Origin of the sequence: Anaeromonas gelatinilytica (genome assembly GCF_016820635.1) — a bacterium.
In the GTDB taxonomy this organism is placed as follows: domain Bacteria; phylum Bacillota; class Clostridia; order Tissierellales; family SIT17; genus Anaeromonas; species Anaeromonas gelatinilytica.
The window spans coordinates 1-21,772 of the sequence record NZ_WSFU01000113.1 but is presented as its reverse complement, the minus strand read 5'-3'; the positions used below and the strand labels follow the sequence as shown (position 1 = coordinate 21,772).

At 29.6% G+C, this 21,772-nt stretch carries 21 protein-coding genes, 1 tRNA gene, 1 other RNA gene and 1 riboswitch; of the genes, 4 read left to right on the top strand and 19 right to left on the bottom strand.

What is annotated here, in order from left to right; translation table 11 throughout:
* Positions 1–179 precede the first annotated feature (179 nt).
* From GOQ29_RS09745 to GOQ29_RS09705, 9 genes are all read right to left on the bottom strand, one after another.
* A complete protein-coding gene (locus GOQ29_RS09745) occupies positions 180–347 on the bottom strand; it encodes a hypothetical protein (protein WP_203372463.1) in 168 nt (55 codons plus the stop codon).
* Between the two features lie 132 nt (positions 348–479).
* The gene (gene recR / locus GOQ29_RS09740) at positions 480–1,082 is read right to left on the bottom strand and encodes a recombination mediator RecR (RefSeq protein WP_203372462.1); all 603 of its coding nucleotides are present in this window, start codon (positions 1,080–1,082) and stop codon (positions 480–482) included.
* A gap of 62 nt (positions 1,083–1,144) precedes the next feature.
* Positions 1,145–1,480, bottom strand: a complete 336-nt coding sequence (locus tag GOQ29_RS09735; RefSeq protein ID WP_203372461.1) for a YbaB/EbfC family nucleoid-associated protein — start codon at positions 1,478–1,480, stop codon at positions 1,145–1,147.
* A gap of 23 nt (positions 1,481–1,503) precedes the next feature.
* A complete protein-coding gene (gene dnaX, locus GOQ29_RS09730) occupies positions 1,504–3,177 on the bottom strand; it encodes a DNA polymerase III subunit gamma/tau (RefSeq protein WP_203372460.1) in 1,674 nt (557 codons plus the stop codon).
* Positions 3,178–3,320: 143 nt separating this feature from the next.
* Positions 3,321–3,585, bottom strand: an RNA gene (ffs, locus tag GOQ29_RS09725) — signal recognition particle sRNA large type.
* Positions 3,586–3,597: 12 nt separating this feature from the next.
* Positions 3,598–3,691: transfer RNA gene (locus tag GOQ29_RS09720), tRNA-Ser, on the bottom strand.
* A 159-nt stretch (positions 3,692–3,850) separates the two neighbouring features.
* Positions 3,851–4,315, bottom strand: coding sequence for a DUF948 domain-containing protein (locus tag GOQ29_RS09715; RefSeq protein WP_203372459.1), 465 nt, complete (start codon positions 4,313–4,315; stop codon positions 3,851–3,853).
* A gap of 194 nt (positions 4,316–4,509) precedes the next feature.
* Complete coding sequence (locus tag GOQ29_RS09710) at positions 4,510–4,809, bottom strand: YtxH domain-containing protein (RefSeq protein ID WP_203372458.1); 300 nt, start codon at positions 4,807–4,809, stop codon at positions 4,510–4,512.
* Between the two features lie 78 nt (positions 4,810–4,887).
* The gene (locus GOQ29_RS09705; protein WP_203372457.1) at positions 4,888–6,351 is read right to left on the bottom strand and encodes a nicotinate phosphoribosyltransferase; all 1,464 of its coding nucleotides are present in this window, start codon (positions 6,349–6,351) and stop codon (positions 4,888–4,890) included.
* 597 nt (positions 6,352–6,948) lie between these two features.
* On the opposite strand from GOQ29_RS09705, the gene GOQ29_RS09700 reads away from it, so the two are divergent.
* Positions 6,949–7,809, top strand: coding sequence for a YitT family protein (locus GOQ29_RS09700; RefSeq protein ID WP_203372456.1), 861 nt, complete (start codon positions 6,949–6,951; stop codon positions 7,807–7,809).
* Between the two features lie 28 nt (positions 7,810–7,837).
* Here GOQ29_RS09700 and pyrE read toward each other — a convergent pair whose 3' ends face one another.
* From pyrE to GOQ29_RS09660, 8 genes are all read right to left on the bottom strand, one after another.
* Complete coding sequence (pyrE, locus tag GOQ29_RS09695) at positions 7,838–8,404, bottom strand: orotate phosphoribosyltransferase (protein ID WP_203372455.1); 567 nt, start codon at positions 8,402–8,404, stop codon at positions 7,838–7,840.
* A gap of 11 nt (positions 8,405–8,415) precedes the next feature.
* Positions 8,416–9,318: a dihydroorotate dehydrogenase gene (locus GOQ29_RS09690; RefSeq protein ID WP_203372454.1), complete on the bottom strand. Its 903-nt coding sequence runs from the start codon at positions 9,316–9,318 to the stop codon at positions 8,416–8,418.
* Positions 9,311–10,009 (bottom strand): dihydroorotate dehydrogenase electron transfer subunit, encoded by a 699-nt coding sequence (locus tag GOQ29_RS09685; protein WP_203372453.1) that lies wholly within the window; start codon positions 10,007–10,009, stop codon positions 9,311–9,313. The genes GOQ29_RS09690 and GOQ29_RS09685 overlap by 8 nt, the downstream gene beginning before the upstream one ends.
* Positions 9,997–10,854: an orotidine-5'-phosphate decarboxylase gene (gene pyrF, locus GOQ29_RS09680; RefSeq protein ID WP_203372452.1), complete on the bottom strand. Its 858-nt coding sequence runs from the start codon at positions 10,852–10,854 to the stop codon at positions 9,997–9,999. Before pyrF ends, GOQ29_RS09685 begins: the two co-directional genes overlap by 13 nt.
* Before the next feature lie 48 nt (positions 10,855–10,902).
* Complete coding sequence (locus GOQ29_RS09675; RefSeq protein WP_203372451.1) at positions 10,903–12,051, bottom strand: dihydroorotase; 1,149 nt, start codon at positions 12,049–12,051, stop codon at positions 10,903–10,905.
* Between the two features lie 11 nt (positions 12,052–12,062).
* A complete protein-coding gene (locus GOQ29_RS09670) occupies positions 12,063–12,485 on the bottom strand; it encodes an aspartate carbamoyltransferase regulatory subunit (protein ID WP_203372450.1) in 423 nt (140 codons plus the stop codon).
* Complete coding sequence (gene pyrB, locus GOQ29_RS09665; protein WP_203372449.1) at positions 12,478–13,401, bottom strand: aspartate carbamoyltransferase; 924 nt, start codon at positions 13,399–13,401, stop codon at positions 12,478–12,480. Before pyrB ends, GOQ29_RS09670 begins: the two co-directional genes overlap by 8 nt.
* A 298-nt stretch (positions 13,402–13,699) precedes the next feature.
* Positions 13,700–14,524: a hypothetical protein gene (locus GOQ29_RS09660; protein WP_203372448.1), complete on the bottom strand. Its 825-nt coding sequence runs from the start codon at positions 14,522–14,524 to the stop codon at positions 13,700–13,702.
* Positions 14,525–14,746: 222 nt separating this feature from the next.
* A riboswitch (cobalamin riboswitch) is annotated at positions 14,747–14,930 on the top strand.
* A gap of 105 nt (positions 14,931–15,035) precedes the next feature.
* Between GOQ29_RS09660 and cobT the strand changes: the two genes are divergently transcribed.
* Positions 15,036–16,085 (top strand): nicotinate-nucleotide--dimethylbenzimidazole phosphoribosyltransferase, encoded by a 1,050-nt coding sequence (cobT, locus tag GOQ29_RS09655; RefSeq protein WP_203372447.1) that lies wholly within the window; start codon positions 15,036–15,038, stop codon positions 16,083–16,085.
* A gap of 44 nt (positions 16,086–16,129) precedes the next feature.
* On the opposite strand, the gene GOQ29_RS09650 is transcribed toward cobT, so the two are convergent.
* Complete coding sequence (locus GOQ29_RS09650) at positions 16,130–16,558, bottom strand: hypothetical protein (protein WP_203372446.1); 429 nt, start codon at positions 16,556–16,558, stop codon at positions 16,130–16,132.
* Positions 16,559–16,729: 171 nt separating this feature from the next.
* Complete coding sequence (locus GOQ29_RS09645) at positions 16,730–19,066, bottom strand: ATP-dependent DNA helicase (RefSeq protein ID WP_203372445.1); 2,337 nt, start codon at positions 19,064–19,066, stop codon at positions 16,730–16,732.
* Positions 19,067–19,187: 121 nt separating this feature from the next.
* Between GOQ29_RS09645 and GOQ29_RS09640 the strand changes: the two genes are divergently transcribed.
* Together GOQ29_RS09640 and GOQ29_RS09635 are read left to right on the top strand one after the other, a co-directional pair.
* The gene (locus GOQ29_RS09640; protein WP_203372444.1) at positions 19,188–19,550 is read left to right on the top strand and encodes an ArsR/SmtB family transcription factor; all 363 of its coding nucleotides are present in this window, start codon (positions 19,188–19,190) and stop codon (positions 19,548–19,550) included.
* 19 nt (positions 19,551–19,569) lie between these two features.
* Positions 19,570–21,699, top strand: coding sequence for a heavy metal translocating P-type ATPase (locus GOQ29_RS09635; protein ID WP_203372443.1), 2,130 nt, complete (start codon positions 19,570–19,572; stop codon positions 21,697–21,699).
* Positions 21,700–21,772 lie beyond the last annotated feature (73 nt).

The following is a 21,772-nucleotide window of genomic DNA, read 5'->3' as shown; positions in this document are numbered from 1 at the left end:
AAATCTATTTCAGTTTCAACTTAAATAAATAATACCACACAAAACTAATTAAGTAAACGCTTAATTAGTTTTGTGTGGTATTATTTATAAAAAGCATATTTTATAAAGTATTTCTACTGAAAATTAGTATATTAAAATACTGTATATAATTGCTTATGAAAACATCAAATTTCTTCAACCTAATTATCTCTTAAAAATCTTAATACTTCTTTTTCTATAACATTAAACTCCAATCTTGCTACATCTTCTATGCTATACTTATCATCAAATTTATTAATTAATTCTGCTCCTAGGAAGTATCCAGCATCACTTATACCTAAAACTTCATACCAATCTCCATAAAACATATCTATCTCAACTATTCACATAGAATCAAAAAAAGGAGTTCTCATGTGTTTTATTCATGATTCCTCCCATCTTTTGAAGAACTTTATTTACTTGTTGAGAAACTTTATTTGTGGGATACATATGATAAGATTTTATTTTACTTCGGTTCTTCCTTCCAAAGCTTTTGCTAATGTTACTTCATCTGCATATTCTAAATCTCCTCCTACTGGAATACCATGAGCTATTCTTGTGGTTTTTATTCCTATAGGTTTAACTAGCTTTGCAATATACATAGCAGTAGCTTCTCCTTCTATATTTGGATTTGTAGCTAGAATAACTTCCTTTACTGTATCATCCTTTAACCTATGAAGTAATTCTTTTATTCTTATTTCATCAGGTCCTATTCCTTCCATAGGAGAAATACTTCCATGAAGCACATGATATAACCCTTTATAATCCTTAGTTCTTTCCATAGCTACTATATCTCTAGGATCCTCTACTACGCAGATTATCGAATCATCTCTTCTTTTATTAGAACATATCCTACAAGGATCTATATCAGTAAGATTATAACATATACTACAATACTTTATATTCTTCTTAGCTTCAACAATAGAGTTTGCTAACATACTTGCATCGGAAGTATTCATATTTAATACATGAAAAGCTAATCTTTGAGCAGTTTTCTTTCCTATTCCCGGAAGTTTTGCAAATTCTTCTATTAATTTAGCTACTGGTTGAGCAAAATAGTCCATTTTTTCACCTCTAACTTTCTAAGAAAAAATATGAAAAGGGCCAAAAAGGCCCTACTTTTTAATTAAAATAATCCTGGAATATTCATTCCGCCAGTTAATTTACCCATCTCACTAGACATCATTTCTTCTGCTTTATTTAATGCTTCATTAGTTGCAGCAAGAATAAGGTCTTCTAACATTTCAACATCATCAGGATCTACTACATCTTTATCTATATTAACTTCTAATAATTCTTTCTTCCCATTAACCTTTACAGTAATAGCTCCTCCCCCAGCACTAGCCTCTACTTCTTTTTCTTCTAGTTCTGCTTGCATTTTTGCCATTTTCTTTTGCATTTGTTGAACTTGCTTCATCATACCACCCATATTTCCCATTCCTTTAAATCCACCTTTTGCCATTATAAATCCTCCTTATTCCATATTTAATCTTCAATTTCCACTAGATCTTCTCCAAAGACCTCTATTACTTCTTCTTTCAAACTATCATCTTGATTGTCATTAGTTTGTTGATCTATTTCATTTTCCATTACGAATTTCACTATAATATTTGAATTAAGCATACTATTTATTGTATTTTCAATATAAATCTTATTATCTTCTTTATCCACTGCATCTTTATGAAATCCAAATCCATCCTTAAATGCTATATATAGTATACCATTATTTAAATCATGAGGTGTACCTTCTGTCAATAATGCTTGAACACTTATTCTTTCTACCTTTATCTTTTTAAGTATATTTGGCCATGATTTAATTATATCTTTCATTGATGTATCTTCTTCTATAGAATTTTTTACTTCATTAGTATTATTCTTATTATCTTCTAATGGTTTTAATTCTTCTATTTGTTTTTTAGTTTTTCTTTGTATAACTTTAGTATCTTTATCATTCATACGTTTATTATTATCTTTAACTTTAGAAGATGGCTTATTTATAGCTATATTCCCATTCTCTATTTTCTCTTCTAAAACACTTATCCTAGATAATATTGACTCCAAAGAATTATCTAATTCAGGAGATACCATTTTCATTAAGGTAGTTTCTAATATTATTCTAGGCTGTGAAGACCATTTACTATTAGATTCTGCCTCAGATAATAATTTTATTATTGATATTACTCTATTTAATGTAATACTCTTAGATTGTTGTTTAAATTGCTCTATCATTTCTTCTGTACCATCTATTATATCATCAAGTTTATCTGAAGATTTAGCTACCATTAAATTCCTAAAATGATTTATCAAATCTTTTATGAACTGATGAACATCTTTACCCATCATTACCAATTCATCTACATTTATCAAGGCTTTCTCTAAATCATCATCTATAATATAATCAGCCATATCAAATATTATATCATTATTTACTGTACCTAAAATAGATAGTATATATTCATAAGTTATAGTACCTTCAGAAAATGATACACATTGATCTAATATACTTAATGCATCTCTCATAGCCCCATCTGAATTTCTGGCAATTAAATTTAAACCTCTTTCTTCTACCTCTATATCCAACTCATTACATATATCTTTCATTGCCTTTACTATATTTTTCACTGTAATTCTCTTAAAATCATATCGTTGACATCTTGAAAGTATAGTTGCGGGAAGTTTCTGAGGTTCAGTTGTAGCTAATATAAATAATAAATGTTTTGGGGGTTCCTCCAAAGTTTTTAGAAGAGCATTAAAAGCTCCTTTTGAAAGCATATGCACTTCATCTATAATGTACACCTTATACTTTCCTGTAGAAGGTGGATATTTTACTTTCTCTTTAAGATCCCTAATATCATCAACACTATTATTTGATGCAGCATCCATCTCCACTACATCCATTATATTATCTTCAAGAATTCCTCTACATACTTCACAATGATTACAAGGATTACCATCCTCATTATTTGAACAATTAACACTTCTAGCAAATATCTTAGCTGTAGATGTTTTTCCTGTTCCTCTAGTTCCAGAAAATAAATATGCATGGGCTATATTGTCTCTAAGTATTTGATTTTTTAATATTGTAGTTATATGTTTCTGTCCTATTATTTCATCAAAGGTCCTAGGCCTAAACCTCCTATATATAGCCTGATATGCCATTATCTCACCTTCATTTATTTATTCTTTAGTCTCGTTATTTATTATACCAAAATATATTTACAAAATCTAATATTCAAATAAATTATTTATTAATCAACAAAAAGCTATGGATATCCATAGCTTTTTGTTGATTAAATTTTAAGCCGTGAACCTAGAATCGACATAACCTACCAGGCGTTACCTAAGCAGTTAGCTCAAACCAGGCTTCCCTACGGCACATGAAAGTGTCCACTTACCGCTGCTTCCTTCCGGACCTGACGGAATTCATGAATTTCCATTGCGTAGGACCCAATCGTCAACACCACTTACCTAGGTCAGACCCTAATAACTTAAGCCTCAACTAGGAATTCGATCCTGCTATAGCGGATTGCAGGTCACAGGGCACCGCTACCTCCCCATCTATCACGGCAAATCTTATGATGGCGGAAAGAGGGGGATTCGAACCCCCGAGACGGGATTGACCGCCTACCCGCTTTCCAGGCGAGCGCCTTCAGCCAGACTCAGCCATCTCTCCTTATATTTTATTTCCATCGATTCAACTACCGACAGATATATATTATATAGAATATACATGAATCTGTCAACCCAATAGCTTTTTGTAATAATTACCATTAAAGTTTTATACTTACTATTCGTATGAATATTATATCATTTCATGGAAAAAGTCAAAGACTTAAGCCTTTGACTTTTGTAATTTTCCAAGAACTACCTTTAATACTTCACTTAATAATTTAATATAAGTTGCTATATTCGTACTATTTGATTTTACAGTTTCAACTGTACCCTTAACTCCTTCTTCCACAATATTTATAGTTTCTCCTGCTTTTTCAACAGTTACTCTTGCAGTGGTAGTTATGCCTTCTACATCTCTAACTATAATAGGAACAGACTCAGACACATCATCAAGAGCATATTCAACATCTTCAGTAATATTATTAACATTTTCCATTATTTCAGGAAGTTGATTAAAAACTTCTTCTACATTACCTTGATTTTGTTCTATTAATATCTTAACGTTCTTTAATACATCAGCCAAATTCTTAAGCACCATTATAAGAAATATACCTACTCCTATTCCCACCAAGGATAATAAAATAACAAATAAATCTCTCACTGTAATTGCTGAATCTATGGCCAACACCTCCTAAAGCTTTGTTTACTAATAAACTTCTACTTTTGTATAAATAATCCTTTATTTTTTCTTATTTTTTTTATTTTTTCTTGTTTTCTTATTTTTTTTTATTTCTTTTATATCCTTTTGAGCTTTATCTATAGCTTTCTTAGTATCATCTACTGCTTTTTTTGTTTCATTTATATTTTCTTTCGTATCATCTATTTTTTTTTTATTCCATCAGCAGTTGCTTTAACTATTTTTTTAGTTTCATAAACTTTTGACTTGAAATTTTCTTTAGTTTCGTTGGCCTTAATTCTAGCAATATCTTTTGTATCCTTAGCTTTTACAACTATATCCTCTCTAGTTTCTTTACCAGGCTTAGGTGCAAATAAAATACCTGCTATAGCTCCTATAGTTCCCCCCATCGTTAAACCTTTTGTTACATTTTTAACTGCCTCTTTTCTTCTCTTAGCTTCTTTTTTTTCTTTCATCTCTTGTATCATCAACTTAATAAACATACAAACCCCTCCTATTTGTTATATATCTATTATATATTTATTCAACTTATACCAAGGTGTGACAATATTAACACAAAATTACTTGTCTATAGTATGCTCATTTAATAAATCATCTTTTATTTTCCATAAATCATAGGATAAATCTACATAATATTTATGGGGATGTTCAAATCTCAATACCTCTTCCCAAAGAGTATTTATTTGTTTTTTACAAAATTCTCTAATACTATATACATCTGGACTTTCATATATACATTTACCTTTATCAAAGATTTTAGTTAATATTTTTTCTGCCTTAAAATTAGTTATTTTCTTTTTCTTCCATGTATATAGTGGATTAAATAACTCATAGGGGTTTGTATCATCTATGTCTTCACCTTCTATAGTAATTAGATCAGCCATAGCCTTACCTGTATCTCTATCATACAACCTGTATAGATCCTTTGCTCCTGGAGTTGTTATCTTTTCAACATTAGCACTTACCTTTATTTTCGGTATAATCTTCCCTTCATTTTCTAGTGCTACCAATTTATATACTCCGCCAAATACAGGTTCAGACTTTGATGTTATAAGTCTTTCGCCTACTCCAAAAGAATCTACCTTGGCATCTTGTAATATAAGTTCTCGAATTATATATTCATCTAAAGAATTTGATGCAGTTATCTCACAATCCTCTAATCCAGCTTCATCTAACATCTTTCTTATTTCTTTAGATAGATAAGCAATATCTCCACTATCTAATCTAACTCCTTTAGGTCTATACCCTCTAGAAATAACTTCCTCTTTAAAAGTTCTTATAGCATTTGGAACTCCTGATTTTAATACGTTATACGTATCTACAAGAAGTACACAATTTTCAGGATAAGTTTTAGCATAAGCCTTAAAAGCTTCTAATTCTGTATCAAACAATTGAACCCAACTATGAGCCATTGTTCCAGCTGCAGGTATATCATAATCTCTATCAGCTATAGTACAAGCTGTTCCAACACAACCTCCTATATATGCTGCTCTAGCTCCTAATATAGCTCCATCATACCCTTGGGCTCTCCTAGAACCAAATTCTAATACTGCTCTTCCTTCAGCAGCTCTCACTATTCTATTTGCTTTAGTCGCTATAAGACTTTGATGATTTATTGTTAAAAGTATCATAGTTTCAATAAATTGAGCTTGTATTACTGGTCCTTTAACTTTTACTATAGGTTCTCCTGGAAATATAGGTGTCCCTTCCTTAATTGCCCAAACATCACATTGAAAATTAAAATTTCTTAAATAATCTATAAATTCTGAACTAAATAAAGCTTTATCTTGCAAATAATCCAAATCCTCTTCAGTAAATTCTAGATTCTTAAGATATTCTATTAATTGTTCCACCCCTGCAATTATAGCAAAACCTCCACCATCTGGGATCTTTCTAAAAAACATATCAAAATATACTATTTTATCCTTAAGATTATGCTCAAAATATCCATTTGCCATAGTTATTTCATAGAAATCTGTAAGCATTGTGAGATTTTTCTTCTCTTGCCAATCAATTCTTGTCATACTTATTCTCCTTTATACTTTTCTAATCTTCATCTGTCGCATATATACTTCTTTATATAATTATATAATTTAATAAAAATAATTCAAATAGTTCTAATACCTCTAAAAGCCCTCAAAATTAATCTTATACCTCAATAACCACTATCTTGTCACCAACTTAATAATATCATATATTTATATTTTTATACATTAATATATCAACAACAAGTGAATTTTAATTTTTTTATTTTAAATTTATAAATTTTGTTTTATTTTTATATATAAGGGTATACTATTAATAACCCCATGCAAAGCCCCTTTAGTAGTATGAAGAGAGTAGGAACTCCCCCATAGACCTACTCTCTTTTAATATTTAATTTCATTGGAGGCAAATATGATAAAGAAAATACAATAAACTTATCCTTTTCTGCTTTTGTAGAAGCCTTAATCTCAATTTTTTCTGTAATAACTTTCATTTTATTTAGCTCGTCTCACAAAAAAATCCAAAGGGTTTATTATTTAATTAAAATATTTTAAAATGTATTTTATTAAACCTATTGTATTAAATTGATTTTTGATTTATTATATTCTGGTTCATTAATTTTTGGAGGTGAAAAAATGACAAAAAAGTTATTAAAAATGGAATGGTTAAAAAGCTCTATAGTAATATTATTAGGAACATTTATAATGGCTGTAGGTATAAATGCATTTATTATACCCCATAATCTTTTATCTGGAGGAGTTTCAGGTATTGCAATTATACTTCAATATTTAACTAATATATCTACAGGTATTTTTGTATTATTATTAAATATACCTATATTCATTTTTGGAGTTAAAGAGATAAATAAAAGATTTGCCTTTCTAAGTCTGGTAGGAATGGTATCTTCATCAATTTTTCTTATACTAACAGAATCCTTAAGTGAAACAGTTTGGATTGAAGATATATTAGCATCATCAATTTATAGTGGTATTTTCATAGGTTTTTCCTCAGGAATAATCTTTAGAGTTAGAGCATCTACAGGAGGTACAGATATAATCTCCGTTATAATGAAGAAAAAATTTGAAATAGGTATATCTAGTATTTTATTTGTTATGAATGTAATCATAGTATTAATAGGTTCAATAATAAGTGATTATACTCTAGCAATATATACTTTAATAAGCATGTTCATATCTTCAGTAGTAATGAACAAGATAATAATTGGATTAGATACTAAAAAATTAGTCCTTATTATAACAGATAATCATGATGAAATGTCCAAAGCTTTAATGGATAGAGTTAAAAGGGGTGTTACTTTCTTAGAAAGTGAAGGAGCTTATTCTGGTAAAAAGAAAAAAGTTGTTTACTGCGTTATATCTACAAGGCAATTATCAGTGGTTAAAAATATAGTAATAGAAACCGATCCACAAGCATTTATGACTGTTATGGACACAGCAGAAATACATGGTAGCGGATTTAAAAAACCAATATTTTAGGAAGGGAAAAATCCCTTCCTTTTTATATTTATATCTTTCTACTTCCAGGTTTGGCTATTTCTTTCCCTTCTTTACACATAGGACACTCATCTTTATCATAAGTTTCTATATCTATTGCTATTGTACTATATAAAGGAATATCTAATACCGAATCGCCTCTAGTCCTATCTACTATAGAAGCTACTCCTATAACAATTCCACCTAGATTCTCTATTACCTTCTTAGTTTCCATTGTTGATCTTCCAGTTGTCACCACATCTTCTGTTATTAATACTTTCTGACCTTTCTTTATTTGGAATCCTCTTCTCAATGTCATTTCTCCATCTTTTCTTTCGGTAAATATAGCTTCCTTCTCTAATTGTCTTCCCATTTCATAAGCTACTATTATCCCCCCCATAGCTGGTCCCACTAATATATCAATGTCTAAATTCTTAACCTTCTTTATTACTGGTTTTAATACTTTCTCTGCATATTTTGGATGACTTAATACCTTTGCACATTGTACATATTCCTTACTATGTTTCCCAGAAGATAATAGAAAATGTCCTTCCAATAAAGCTTCAGTATCTTTTAATATTTCTATGATATTTTTCATGTTGATCCTCCTTATATTATTCCTATAATTTCTTCTAAAGATTTTATATTTTCTCTATCCATAAAATCTTCAATTCCTTTAATTATTTCTATACATATATGAGGATTTATAAAATTAGCTGTTCCTACTTGAATACATGTAGCTCCTGCCATCATAAATTCTATTCCGTCCTTCCAATTCATTATTCCTCCCATACCCATAATAGGAATAGATACCTCTTTATATACCTCATTTACCATTCTAAGAGCTATTGGCTTTATAGCAGGTCCTGATAATCCTGCATATATATTATCAAAAATTGGTTTCCTATTATTTATATCTATAGCTAATCCTTTAAATGTATTTATTAAAGATATTCCATCGGCTCCTTCTTCCTCACAAGCTCTAGCTATTGCCACTATGTCCTCAGCATTAGGGGATAATTTTATTATTAAAGGTATATTTGTTATTTGTCTTATTTCCTTTACTATTTTTCTAGCTGTTTTTGTTTTTATACCAAATGCCATACCTCCTTCCTTTACATTAGGACAAGATATATTTAACTCAATCATATCTACCTTTTGCTTTGAAACTCTATCTACTGCTTCAATATATTCTTCTAGAGTAGAACCCCCAATATTTACTATCATATTAGTATCTAATTTTTTAAGGAAAGGTAATTCATCTCTTATAAAGTCATCTACACCTGGGTTTTCCAATCCAACACTATTCATTATTCCTGAAGGTGTTTCCCAAATTCTCATTCCTTTATTTCCTCTTCTTCTCTTCAAGGTTATTCCCTTAGTCGAGATACCTCCTAAAGCATTTATATCATAAATTTCATTGTACTCTCGTCCAAATCCAAAAGTTCCCGAGGCTGTTATGACTGGATTCTTAAATTCTATTGATGAAAAATTAACCTGAGTATTACTCATAGAATACCTCCTCGCCTAAATATACTGGACCGTCTTTGCATACCCTAGTCATACCTTTCTTAGTTTCACAACTACATACTAAACAGGCTCCTATACCACAAGCCATATGCTTTTCCAATGATACATATATCTTTGTATTATTATCAGACTTCATATCAACTATCTTCTTCATCATTGGTTCTGGTCCACATGTAAATATATAATCATATTTATTTATATCTAATTGATCAGTTATATTTGAACCTATGCTCAAATAAAGTTCATCACTATATTTTCTATACTCATCTGTTAATATAGCTTCTTCTCTAAATCCTAAATATATATCTAATTTATCAACCTTATCTTCCAATATTTTACCTGTATATAACAATGGTGCTATTCCTATACCACCACCAACCAATGCAACTTTACCATCTACTTTTGGGAATCCATTACCATAAGGACCTTGAAGATTTATATTATCTCCTTCCTTTAATTCACTAAGCCTCTTTGTTCCTTTTCCTATAACTTTATATAAAAAACTTATATTACCATCATTAATATCATATATACTCAATGGTCTAGATAATAAGGGATATTCTTCCCATCCTCTTAACATATAAAATTGTCCTATTTCCCCGGAAAATTTTCCTTCTATGATAATAATATATATATCTTCAGATAAAGCTTCATTTCCTATTATTTTAGCCACTTTTCAATATCCTCCTTCATCTTAAGGGTATTATCTCTTATTGGTCTAATAAAATCTTCATCTTCAACTTTTCTCTTATGAGCTGTAATTATTCCCCTTGATGAATTTATAACGCCACAAATACCATCTTTTAAAATTTCCTTTATATCTTTACCACTACCTCCTTGAGCTCCATATCCAGGAATTAAGAAAAATGTATTAGGATTATTTCTTCTTATTTTCAAAAACTCTTCTGGATAAGTAAGTCCTACTACACCACCTAAAGAACTAAACCCTTCCTTTCCAATAAAGTTTTCTCCCCATTCCTTACATTTATCTGATACTTTCATAAATAACTCTCTATCCTTAATATTGATTCCTTGAAAATCTTCCGATCCTTTATTTGAAGTTCTTATCAACATAAATATTCCCTTACTTCCATTCTCCATGTATTTAAAATACGGACTAACCGAATCTATTCCCATATAAGGATTTACTGTAATAAAATCAGCTTCAAAATCCCCCTCAAAGTGAGCCTTTCCATAGGCCTGTGCCGTTGAAGATATATCCCCTCTCTTCACATCAGCTATAGATATCTTCCCTTTTTCTTTTATATATTTTAATGTTCTTGAATATGCCTTCAAACCTTCTATTCCTAAACTTTCATAAAAAGCAATCTGAACCTTATAACAAGCTACTAAATCAAAAGTATTATCTATTATTTTTTTATTAAACTCAAATATTTTATCCTCTATGGTTATATCACTATCTAAAATATATTCTGGCAAATATTCTAATCTTGTATCTAATCCTACACATATAGGACTCTTATCTACAGACTCTCTATATAAACGATCAATAATCATTATTTCCACTCTCCTTATTAATTTATTAACCCATATCAAATCAATAACCTATACTTCATACACTACCTCTCCATTTCGTATAGTCATCATAACTTTCCCATAAACCCGTTTTCCATTAAAAGGTGTATTCTTTCCCTTTGAGCTGAAATTCTGTGAATCAATAAAACAACTTTTATTCAAATTCACTAATACTAAGTCCGCTCTTTTTCCTTCCTCAATCAATCTTTCTTCCAACCCTAATATCTGTGATGGTCTATAAGACATAATCTCACTTAATTTATTCACTGAGATATTATTATTTTTAAATACTGTATATACTATTGGAAAAGCTACTTCTATTCCTGATATCCCAGGAGCTCCCTTCAACTTATCTTCTTCACTATGGGGAGCATGATCGGTTGCAATGATATCTATATATCCTTTCCTTATTCCATCTATCATTGACTCTACATCTTCTTTTCTCGTAAAAGGAGGATTAACCTTATATTCATCATCCCAATGAAATAAATGATGAGGAGTAACTTCACATGTAAAACCACTTCCATTATCCTTATATTTTTTTATTATCTCTAAGCTTTCTTTTAAACTTATATGACATATATGAAGGTTTCCTCCTATTTCTTCTAATAACTCTAAATCTCTTTTTATGATATCAGCCTCTGGTTCACAATGAGTTAGTATGGTAAAATCCATTTCTTTAGATGCCTTTAGCCCTTCTTTAAACAATTCTTTATCATCTATATTTATACCATCATCGGAAAAAAGATGAGTATACTCTATCATATTTTCCAAATCTACTAATTCTTTTCCCTCTAATCCCTTAGTCAGTGCTGAAATTTGAATTAAATCACAATTATTATTATCTCTATGTTTATTAAGAATATATTCCATTACTTCTTTGTTATCACATACGGGATTAGTATTAGCCATAGAACATATATGAGTAAATCCGCCTCTTATAGCTGCCTGTTGACCTGTAATTATATCTTCCTTATATAAATATCCCGGATCTCTTAAATGTACATGTAAGTCAATAAATGAAGGCATGATGGTAAGTCCTCTGCCATCAATATTTTTTTTATCTTGAGAATCTATATTGTTAGATATCTTCTTTATAATTCCATCTTTTATCCACAAATCTCCTTTGAGAGTTTTTCTTTTATCCACAATTTGAATATTTTTTATTATATAATCCACATTTATCACCTCTACAAAGATGTTTTTGTATCACAGTATTCACATTTATATTCCTTTTTTTCTTTATCTACAAGTATAAATTCTACATTTTCTATATTTTCTATCGTTGTTACACATCTGGGATTCTTACACTCAAATATTCCGTTCACTTTTTGAGGTAAAGATAATTTTATCTTTTCCTTTATTTCCTCACCTTCTACTATATTTACTGTTAATCCTGGATCCATTATACCTAATATATTTAAATCTAAATCTATCTTATTTTCTATCTTTATAAGGTCCTTCTTTCCTAATTTTTTAGAAGGAACATTTCTAATAAGAGCCACCCTATGATCTGACTTATGAAGTCCTAATTCTTTAAAAATTCTATATCCACAATTAGCCTTTATATGATCAATAACAATACCTCTTTTTATACTATCTATCTTAAGCATTCTTATCTACCCCCAATAATTTCATTATCAATGCCATTCTAACGAACATTCCAAACTTAGCTTGCTGAAAATATACTGCCCTTGAATCTTCATCTACCTCCACAGCTATTTCATTTACTCTAGGTAGGGGGTGCATTATAATAAGATCTTTTTTAGCATTTATTAATTTATCATTATTTAATATATAACTATCCTTTAATCTAAGATAATCTTCTTCATTAAAAAATCTTTCTCTTTGTACTCTTGTCATATACAGAATATCTAATTTGTCTATTGCCTCATCTAGACTAATAGTCTCATAATATTGATTTTCTTCTAATTCATCTTTAATATAATCTGGAATTTGTAATTCTTCTGGTGAGATAAATATAAATTTGATATTTGAATATCTTTTCATTGCTTTTACTAGAGAGTGAACTGTTCTACCGAATTTGAGATCTCCGCATAGCCCAATTGTATGATTTGATAGGTCTTTTTTAAGAATTTTTATGGTTAGTAAATCTGTAAGAGTCTGAGTTGGATGTTGATGTCCTCCATCCCCAGCATTTATAAGAGGTATATTTGACCACTTTGAAGCAAGAAATGGTGCTCCTTCCTTTGGATGTCTCATTACTGCTATATCAGCATAACAACCAACCGTTCTTATAGTATCTCCTATACTTTCTCCCTTTGCTACTGATGAGGAGTTGGCTTCGGAAAATCCTATAACTCGACCTCCAAGTCTAGCCATAGCTGCTTCAAAACTAAATCTAGTTCTTGTAGAAGGTTCATAAAATAGAGATGCTAACAACTTTCCCTTACATACTTCTAGATAATCTTCCTGATTTTCAATTATTTTTTCTGCTAGAGAAAATAGCTCATCTAATTCCTCCAATGAAAAATTTCTCGGTTCAATAAGATGTCTTCCTTTTAACATTTACATTCCTCCTTCTTAGCCTCTCTGGACTATTTTAAAGGTGTCTAGGTATCAAAAAAACCTTCTCAAGATATCTTGAGAAGGCAAATAGACATAATAATTCCGCAGAATTATACACTTATCCGATTTAATTACCTTCTTGATCTCTCTGGATCAATTTAAAGATACCTTTACACTTGTAATAAGTTTACTATTATTTGAACTCTTTGTCAATTAATTATTTCTATCTAAATTCATAGTCATACATAGTTATTGAGTCTATTATTATTTGAGTTTGTCTTCTTAAAGACTCTTATCATTATTTTTCTCTATTTTCTATAAAGAAAAATGATTCAAAATTACCTAGTTCTAAATCATCCTCATTTATAAAAATTAGATTGTTTTTATAGGTGATTTCATTACCTACCATTTCTTTATTTATAATCATATTAGTATTATTTTCATCTAACAATATATGCATATGAAATAACTTGTTGCCTTTGTCAATAAAACCATTTTTAGAATAGACAGTTAAATGTATTTCGTTTTCTGTATAATCATTTATTTTATATTTAAATTTCCTACCCTCTTGGACTATTTCATCATTAGTAATTTCAATAATAGTAATAGAACCATCATTATAATTATATTTCCACTTTCCTATTAATGCATCTTCTTTACTTAATTCTTTTCTTGCCTCTCCCATTAGTTTAGCTACTTTTCCATTACTATCAATTTTTTCTTTAGAATCTATATCATCATATAATTTCTCTGTATCTATATCTACTTTATACCAATTATCTTCATAGAGCATTTTATCCTCTACAAATGATATAGACTTATTCTTATTATCATCATCCTTATAATTAAACTCTATCTTTAAAGGGATATCTATAAAATCACTTTCTTTAAGCGTAGATATATCAATTTTTTCCCCTTCTATTTTTTCTAATATAGATACAATTTCATCCATATTATCATTATCAGATACCTTCTTATAATTTATATCTTTATATAAAACTATATTTTCTAAGTCTTGAAAATAACTGTTTTTTAATGGCCCTTGAAAATTACCATATTGGCTACACCCTGAAGCTAATATAAATATGCTAAATATAAATATAATAAATAACTTTTTATTCATACATATCCTCCAATATATTAGATACTCTTAATATTTATACTCCATATATATTCTAGATATATTCCCATATACCTTTTTTTGTATAAGAATAGTTCTAAATCATCCTCGTAAGCCTTCCATCACTAAAGTAACAAGCTTAAGATTCCTATATAAATCAATTGTCTAAATAAATAAAATATATTATTTACAAATATAATATCCATTGTTATAATTATTTTATAAAAATAAAAAATAGTTATAGGTGTCTTAATTTTAAATTAAGAAGAATAGAGAATGAAGTGAAAGTCTTCAACGATCCCATCACTGTAATGATGAGTATTGTATGAATATCACTGAGTCTAGCTTGGGAAGATATACAAATACTATGAATCTAAGTCAGGAGACCTGCCTATAATTTATATATAATTTCTATGGATAATGGCAAAGTCTGTAGTCTATTTATAATATTATAAATAGACTACAGACTTTCTTTTATTTAAATAAATTTAAATATCTGAAAGGAGTTATAAAAATGCAATTATTAAAAGAAACTATCAAAAAAATTGAACCACTTAATAAAGAGGCAATGAAAAAATCTAAAGAGAGAGTTGATAGTTTAGTAAAACCTATTGGAAGTTTAGGAAAACTAGAAGAAATAGTCGTTAAATTAGCAGGAATAACAGGTAACATTTATCCAAAAGCAGATAATAAAGCAGTAATAGTAATGGCAGGTGACCATGGAGTATGTGAAGAAGGGGTTGCAGCTGCACCAAAAGAAGTCACTTTAAAACAAGCTATTGGTATGACACAAGGAGTCACTGGAGTATGTGCTATGGCTAAACAAACAAATTCTGATGTAGTAGTTGTTGATGTTGGTATAAATGGAAAAGTAAATAATGAATCTATAATAAATAAAAAAATAAAACATGGTACAAACAATATTACTAAAGGACCAGCTATGACCAGAAATGAAGCAATCAAATCAATTGAAGTAGGAATTACAATAGCAAATGAAGAAATTAATAAGGGAAAAAACATTTTAACAACCGGAGAAATCGGTATTGGAAACACAACACCGAGTGCTGCAATATTATCATCTCTATCGGGCATTGAACCTAAAGAAATAACTTGGGTAGGAGCAAATCTACCTATGGATAGATTAGAAAATAAGATAAATTGTGTTAGAACAGCAATAGAAATAAATGAACCTAAAAATGATGATCCTATCGATATATTAGCAAAGGTAGGCGGATTAGAAATAGGAGGTATGACTGGAATCATGTTAGCAGGTGCTGCTAATAGAATCCCTATAGTTTTAGATGGTTTTATATGTACTGTAGCCGCTTTAATTGCATATAACATTGAACCTAAAGTAAAAGATTATTTGATATCCTCCCATAGTTCAATGGAAAAAGGTGCAAAATATGCTTCTGATTTACTAGGATTAAAACCTATGTTGGATATGAATATGAGATTAGGAGAAGGAAGTGGAGGAGTATTAGCTTTCAATATAATTGATGCTGCATTATCTATGAACAATGAAATGATAACATTTGATGAAGCAGGAATAAAAGCTATTTAATGTATATAGGGAGAACTAAATTTTCAAGTTCTCCCTTTATCATCTTATTTTACTAAAATTATCTTAGGATCATCTTCTTCTATTTCTTTTATTTCTCCTGTTTTCTTATCTACATATTTATTATTATCATCATTAATTAAAAATGTTTCATATTTTTCTTCTTCCATTTTCCTTATCTTATACCGAAAATCCTTTCTTTCATTTTCCTCTTTGCTCCAAGGATTTATTAAAATATCCTTATAGTACATCTCGTCTAACATTGCCCACTGCTGCAAGATAGGAACTTCACCCATAGACTTGCTATTTTTAATATAGGATTCAACAGATTCATCTAAAATCCTAGTTATTTCTTGGTATTCTTCAAGTTTTTCTTTAGAAACCTCGATATTATCTTTTAATATATATCTTCCTCCGATAAATAGTCCTACTATCAAAACTATAGCCACTACAATAGTCCAAGTTTTTTTATTCAATTATTACAACACCCCCGTATAAGATTCTATTGATATCGAAATTATTAGAATGTTCTTTATTATTATCATATGCCTTTTTGCTTTTTCTGTAAACCATTTTGTTGATATTTTATTCACATGGATAATTATCTTATATAATAGAAATAATCCATCCCAAATACTTCAGATGGACTATTTCTCCCAAAACATATTCAATATTCTATTTATATCATCTATTCTTCTTACCTTTACATTTCTTCTTAAATGAGGTGGGAATATCTTTTTGTATCCACTGTAGGAGAATCTTTCGTCTATTAAGCATACTACCCCTTTATCCTTTTCTGTACGAATTACCCTTCCTAAAGATTGAAGAACTTTATTCATCCCTGGATACATATAGGAATATTCATATCCCAAGCCATTTTCCTCATTGAAGTAGTCTCTGATGATATTTCTCTCTAAGCAAATCATTGGGAGCCCTACTCCTACCACTATTGCTCCTGATAATCTATCTCCTTTTAAATCTATCCCTTCTGAATATATCCCTCCCATCACTGCAAAAGATACTAGAGTTTCCTCTGGATTTTCTTTAAAGGAATAGAGAAATTCCTCCCGTTCTTCCTCTGACATATCCACTTCCTGTATCATCGTATTCACTTCAGGATATTCCTCTATGAATGTATCATATACATCATTCATATATTTATAGGATGGAAAGAATACCATATAATTGCCTTTCTTACCATTTATAGTAGAATAAATAATTCTAGCTATACTATTATAGCTTAATTCCCTATTTTTGTATTTGGTAGATACTGAATCTACTATCATCAGTTTGAGATTATCTTTGTCAAAAGGTGAAGGCAATACCATTATATTATCTTCATCCTTGCCTCCTAATATATCCTTATAATACTCTATGGGACTTAATGTAGCAGAGAAAAATATAGAAGCTCTCCCTTGCTTTAAAGTTTTAGATAATAGGTATGAAGGATCTAAACAAAATAATTTTATCTTAACATTATTTCCATAAGTCTCTACATATGTCACATACCTTTCATCATAATCCTCTGCTACCCTTATGAAGGCTAATACTTCAAAATATAGTTCCAGCAATTCCTGATGTCCATCTTCCTTTTGATGCTCTGTTAACCACTCATCGGCTTCCTTTACAAACTTCTTTAAAAGATAATATATATCTTCTGGCTCTTCTTTTTGAATATAATATCCCTCTTCATTACATTCCTTTTTCATTTTAAGCATGAATGAATTTAGTTTAGATAGAGCCTTAGCAAGTTTCAGCTCCTTATCCTTGAAAAATCTTCTTAAAGATAAAAATACATCCTTATATAATACTGCAGAAAACATCCCCCTTGATCTGTCTACTAGATTATGGGTTTCATCAATTAAAAATATATAATTATTTTCTTCCTCCATGAAAAATCTCTTCAATTGAGCCCTGGGATCAAAAACATAATTGTAATCACATATGATAGAGTCTACCCACAAACTTATATCTAAGGAAAACTCAAAAGGACATACAGTATGCTTTTTAGCATATTCTTCTATAATTCCTCTAGTAATAATGTCCTCATGGATAATTAAATCATAGATAGCATCATTAACTCTGTCAAAATGGCCCTTGGCATATTCACATTCATCAGGATTACAATTGGTTTCTTCACAAAAACATATTTTATCCTTTGCAGTCAAAGTAATTGTCTTAAATCTTAATCCCTTTTTATTTAATATACTAAAAGTATCTTCAGCTACACTTCTAGTTATAGTCTTAGCTGTAAGATAAAATATCTTTTCTCCTTTGTTTTCACCAATGGCCTTTACCGAAGGAAATACTGTTGATATAGTCTTTCCAATTCCTGTGGGAGCCTCTGCAAATAATTTCTTTTCTTCATCTATTGTCCTATATACTCCCACTGCTAAATTTCTCTGACCTTCTCTATAATCATCAAAAGGAAAATTCAATTCCTTTATGGATATATCTCTAATTTCAACCCATTTCCTACTGAAATCTGCCCAAATATAATATTTATCCATTAAATTATTAAAAAAATTTTTTAATTCTTTTAATTTATAAGTTTTTCTTATCCTCTTTGTTTTCTCTGTATCCATTTGATAATATGTAAGTTGAATATCTATCTCTGTTAAATTATTTTGAATAGCATAAATATATCCATAACATTTCGCCTGAGCCCAATGGAGAGGATTATAATCCTCATCAACCTTTTCCAGTGGTTTAGTTACAGATTTTATCTCATCTATTATGATTTTCTCATCTTCCTTTATTATCCCATCGGCTCTTCCCTGTACCATTACTGTTAAATCATCAAATTTAACTTCAGTTTTCAAAGTCACCTCTGGCGTATAATTATCATCCATTTCCTTTTGTATCATTGTATGGATTCTAGTACCCTCTGTTGCTCTATTTTTCCCTATATAACTGGATACTATATCTCCAGAACGCAAAATGAATTCTACTAAATTTCTTATGGATATTTTTATATTATTCATAACAATCACCTTTTTATATTTTAACATACTTTTATGTTTGAAATATATTTTCATGTGGTATATAATTAATATATGAATAATTGCTCATATGATTAATAATTTATATTAAGAGGTGATGTTAATGAATAAAGACATAGAAGTATGTAATTGTAATGAAGTACATGAAAACATTGTAAATAAAGCAAAGACTAACTTACCAAAAGATACTTGTCTATTAGATCTAGCAGAATTTTTCAAAGTATTTGGTGATTCAACTAGAATAAAAATCATATATGCTCTACTTCAAACAGAAATGTGTGTATGTGATATAGCTGAACTATTAAATATGAGTCAATCGGCTATCTCTCATCAATTAAGAACATTAAAAAATCATGGAGTTGTAAAATATAGAAGAGAAGGTCGAGAAGTCTATTATTCACTAGATGATCATCATATATATGAAATTTTGAATCAAGGATTTAACCATATTTGTCATAAGAAATAAGCAAGAAGGGGGATTATAAATGGAAAAATGTATTAAAAAAAATCTTAAATTAAATGGACTAGTATGCACAAATTGTGGAGCTAAAATAGAAAAAGAAGTAAGTGAATTAGAATTTGTAAACGAAGCAAACATAAACTTCTCCACTGGAAAATTGCAAATAGAGATTAGCAATAAGGATAATATAAAAAGCATGTTGAATAAATCTATATCTATAATAAATAGGCATGAACCAGACGTAGAAGTTTATATAGAAGATGATAATAAGAAAATAGATGTAGATATAAAAAAAGAATATAACATAATTGACGCTATTGGTAAGAAAAAAATATGGAAACTTTCCATAGGAATTATACTATTTCTAGGAGCAATAATTGGCAACTTCTCCTTTCCTATTGAACTGGGATTATTCATAATAAGTTATTTACTTATAGGAGGAAATGTATTATTAAAATCAGCTAAAAATATATCCCGAGGTCAAGTGTTTGATGAAAATTTTTTAATGTCTATAGCAACACTTGGAGCCTTTGCTATACAAGAGTTTCCAGAAGCAGTAGCAGTTATGTTATTTTATGAAGTAGGAGAAATGTTCCAAGATATCGCTGTAGATAAATCAAGAAATTCAATTAAATCTCTAATGGATATTCGTCCTGATTATGCTAATTTAGTAATAGGTAATGATAGCAAAAAGATATCTCCAGAAGAAGTAAATATTGGAGATAAAATAATAATAAAACCAGGAGAAAAAATTCCTCTAGACGGTATAGTATTAGAAGGAGAATCTATGGTAGATACTTCTGCTCTAACTGGAGAATCAGTCCCAAGATCCGTGAAAAAAAATAAGGAAGTTCTAGGAGGCTTTATAAATAAAAACGGTGTTCTAACAATAGAAGTAACAAAGAACTTTGGTGAATCTACCGTGTCTAAAGTATTGAATTTAGTGGAAAATGCTAGTAGTAAAAAAGCACCTACAGAAAAACTTATGACTAAATTTTCAAGATATTATACCCCTGTAGTGGTATTTTCAGCATTAGCTTTAACTATAATTCCACCACTAACTTTACCAGGAGCTTCTTTTAGTGACTGGCTTTATAGAGGTCTGATATTCTTAGTTATATCCTGTCCTTGTGCTCTAGTGGTATCAATTCCCCTAGGATTCTTTGGAGGTATAGGTTCAGCATCTAAAAATGGTGTATTAGTTAAAGGTGGAAATTATCTAGAAGCATTAAATGATGTAGATATAGCTGTCTTTGATAAAACAGGAACCCTTACTAAGGGTGTATTTAAGGTAACTGAGATTGTAACTAATAATGGATATACTAATGAAGAACTATTAAAATTTGCAGCCTATGGTGAAATTTTCTCAAACCATCCTATAGCTGAAGCTATTATAAAATCCTATGACAAAGACATAGATAAATCTAAGATAAATGATTATAATGAAATCTCTGGTCATGGTATAAGTGTTAAATATGAAGATAAAGAAATATTAGTTGGAAACAAAAAACTTATGAAGAAAAATAATATACCTACAAATAATTCAGATAGCATCGGTACTATTATATATGTAGCAGTAGATAATAATTATATCGGTCATATAATTATATCAGATGAAGTCAAGGAAGATTCTAAGGATACATTAAAAGCTCTTAAATACTTAGGAATAAGTAAGACAGTAATGCTGACAGGAGATAATAAATCTGTTGGTGAAAAAGTTGGATATAGCTTAGGTATTGATGAAGTATATACGGATTTACTTCCTGATGGTAAGGTTGAAATATTAGAGAAATTAGATAAGAAAAAGAAACCCAAAGGTAAGCTAGCTTTTATAGGAGATGGAATAAATGATGCTCCAGTATTAGCAAGAGCTGATATTGGTATCGCTATGGGTGGTCTTGGTTCTGATGCAGCCATAGAAGCCGCTGATGTAGTTTTAATGACAGATGAACCAAAAAAATTCATAGATGCCATAAATATAGCTAAAAGAACTAGAAAAATAGTTTACGAAAATATTATATTTGCATTAGGAATTAAACTATTAATATTATCCCTAGGAGCTATTGGATTAGCTTCTATGTGGTCAGCAGTATTCGCTGATGTTGGAGTAGCATTATTAGCAGTACTAAATTCACTAAGAGTACTAAAAAAATAACTGGGTTAAATTTTAGTGTTGCATTAAAGAAATTATTACAGGTTGACATGGAAAAAATTATATAATGAAAAAA